Origin of the sequence: Myxococcus llanfairpwllgwyngyllgogerychwyrndrobwllllantysiliogogogochensis, assembly GCF_006636215.1 — a bacterium.
GTDB classification, from domain to species: Bacteria; Myxococcota; Myxococcia; order Myxococcales; family Myxococcaceae; genus Myxococcus; species Myxococcus llanfairpwllgwyngyllgogerychwyrndrobwllllantysiliogogogochensis.
This window is the reverse complement of sequence record NZ_VIFM01000498.1, coordinates 1-2,349: the sequence shown is the minus strand read 5'-3', so window position 1 is coordinate 2,349 and position 2,349 is coordinate 1. Positions and strand designations below refer to the sequence as shown.

Genomic DNA, 2,349 nt, shown 5'->3' with positions numbered 1-2,349 from the left:
CATCCGCTTCACCATCTGCGCCTTGAATGCGTCTGTGTACGGCACTTCAACCGCCTGCGCTCGCCCCCAGGGCGTCGTCAGCTCGGCACGTCAGCCGAGGCGACATCTTCCCTGACACAGGGGGTCAGCACCAGGCCCGTATGGATGGAAACCTGAGTGGCTCCTCCTAGCGGTGTTGTCGTCCGAATGGTTGGTGGGAGCGTATCGGCAGGCCCGGCGTCAGGCGTGCCTCCTCCATCCTGTTGTTGGCCGGCATCGGCGGGGGGCTGGCCCGCATCTGGCGGGTCCACGATGTCCGGAACATCGATGCACCCCAAAAGCAGGACGACGGCGGCGAGGGGGACGGAGAGGCGAAGTCGGTTCGTCATGAAGGGCGTCAGTGCAGAGGGCGTTCCACAGCCAGGCACCGTCACGAGTGCCTGGCCCGGCACCCAGATGCCTACCACGGCCGCGTCAGGCCCGCGTGAGCGGGCCTGTTGCCCCCAGCGCAGCCCGTCCGCCATCCCGGACCTCCATCCCGCGAACCGCCACACCCCGTGAAACGAGAAGCCCGCGCCTCTCGGACTCCTCCGAGCAGCACGGGCTTCACCGTCGTGGACCTCGAGGCCTCGGTCCTACTTCTTCTTCCGGTTCTTCTTCTTGTTGTCCTTCTCCCGCTTGCGGCGCTCCTTGATGGCGTCGCGGTCCTCGGGCTTCCCACTCGCGGCGGGCGGGGCGTAGCCCATGAGGCGGGCCTTCGCCATGGCGGCCTGCCCCATGGGAGGCGTGTAGCCAGGGGCCACCTGCGGCAACTGCATGGGCATCCCCATGCCGGGCATGCCGCCGCTCATCATCTTCTCCATCATCTTGGGGTCCCCACCAAACATGCTGGAGAGGTCCATGTTCCGCATCTGCGACAGCTGCCCCAGCTGCTTGAAGCCAGGGATTCGGCCGAGGAGTCCCGGGTTCTGGCCAATGGTGCCCATCACCTGCTGCATCATCCCGAACTTCTGGAGCAGCTCGCGCACGTCCTCCGGCTTGCGACCGCTGCCCTTCGCGATGCGGCCAATCCGGCTGGAGTTGATGAGGTCCGGACGCAGGCGCTCCTTCTCCGTCATCGAGTCGTACATCGACTCAATCTTGGTCAGCTCCTTCTCGTCCGGGTTGAGCTGGTCGGTGAGGTCGCCGAAGAGGGGGAACTTCTCCAGCAGGTCCTTGAGCGGACCCATCTTCCGCACCATGCGGATCTGCTCGACGAAGTCCTTCATCGAGAACTGGCCGGACAGGAGCTTGCGCGCGTCGTCCTCGGCCTTCTTCTCGTCGACGACCTTCTCGAAGTCCTTCATCAGGCCGACGATGTCGCCGAACCCGAGGATGCGACCGGCGAGGCCCTCCGGGCGGAACTCCTCCAGCTTGTCCATCGACTCGCCCATGCCGAGGAACTTGATGGGCTTGCCGGTGACTTCCTTGATGGAGAGCGCCGCGCCGCCGCGAGCATCGCCGTCCAGCTTCGTCAGGATGAAGCCATCCAGGCTCAGGCGCCGGTCGAACTCGGCCGCGGTGCGCACCGCGTCCTGACCAATCATCGCGTCACACACCAGGAGGATGTTGTCCGGGTGGACGTTGGTCTTGATGGACTCCAGCTCGTTCATCAGCGCTTCGTCGATGGCGAGCCGACCGGCGGTGTCGATGATCACCACGTCGCACTTCTGCTCGCGAGCGGCGGCATAACCTCGCTTCGCCAGCTCGGGCGGCTGCACGCCGGGCTCGTGGTAGACGGGCACCTTGAGCCGCTCACCCAGCACCTTGAGCTGATCCACGGCGGCGGGACGGTAGATGTCCGCGGCGACGAGCAGCGGCTTGCGCCCCTGCTGAAGCAGCCGGTTGGCGAGCTTGCCGGTGGTCGTCGTCTTACCGGAGCCCTGGAGGCCCACCATCATGATGCCGGACAGCTGCCCCTTGGGCTTGAGGTTCAGGCTCGTGTCGACCGGCCCCATCAGCGCCTCGAGTTCGTCGTGGCAGATCTTGATGAAGTGGTCCATCGGGCTGACCTTGCGCTTCTGGCCCGAGGCATCGGTGATGGTCGTCTGGACGAGCTCGCCCACGGCCTTCTCGCGGACGCGGGCGACAAACTTCTTCACCACATCGAAGGCGACGTCGGCCTCGAGCAGCGAGACGCGGATGTCGCGCAGCGACTCGTCGACCAGCTCGGGGGTGAGCTCGCTCTTGCCGGCGAGGCGGTTCTTGGCGGCGCGGAAGCCCTTGGTGACGGTCTCAAGCATGGGGGGCGCTTTATAACAGGGGGAAGGTGGGATGCGACCGTGGAGCGCATCCCGGACGTCGAAGAGTGGAGAGCCGGGCACCCGGCCC

The 2,349-nt window shown here is 66.0% G+C and carries 1 protein-coding gene; it reads right to left on the bottom strand.

The annotated features are described in order from the left end of the window. Nucleotides 1–614 precede the first annotated feature (614 nt). A complete protein-coding gene (ffh, locus tag FJV41_RS48785) occupies nt 615–2,261 on the bottom strand; it encodes a signal recognition particle protein (protein ID WP_141649456.1) in 1,647 nt (548 codons plus the stop codon). Nucleotides 2,262–2,349: the final 88 nt, after the last annotated feature.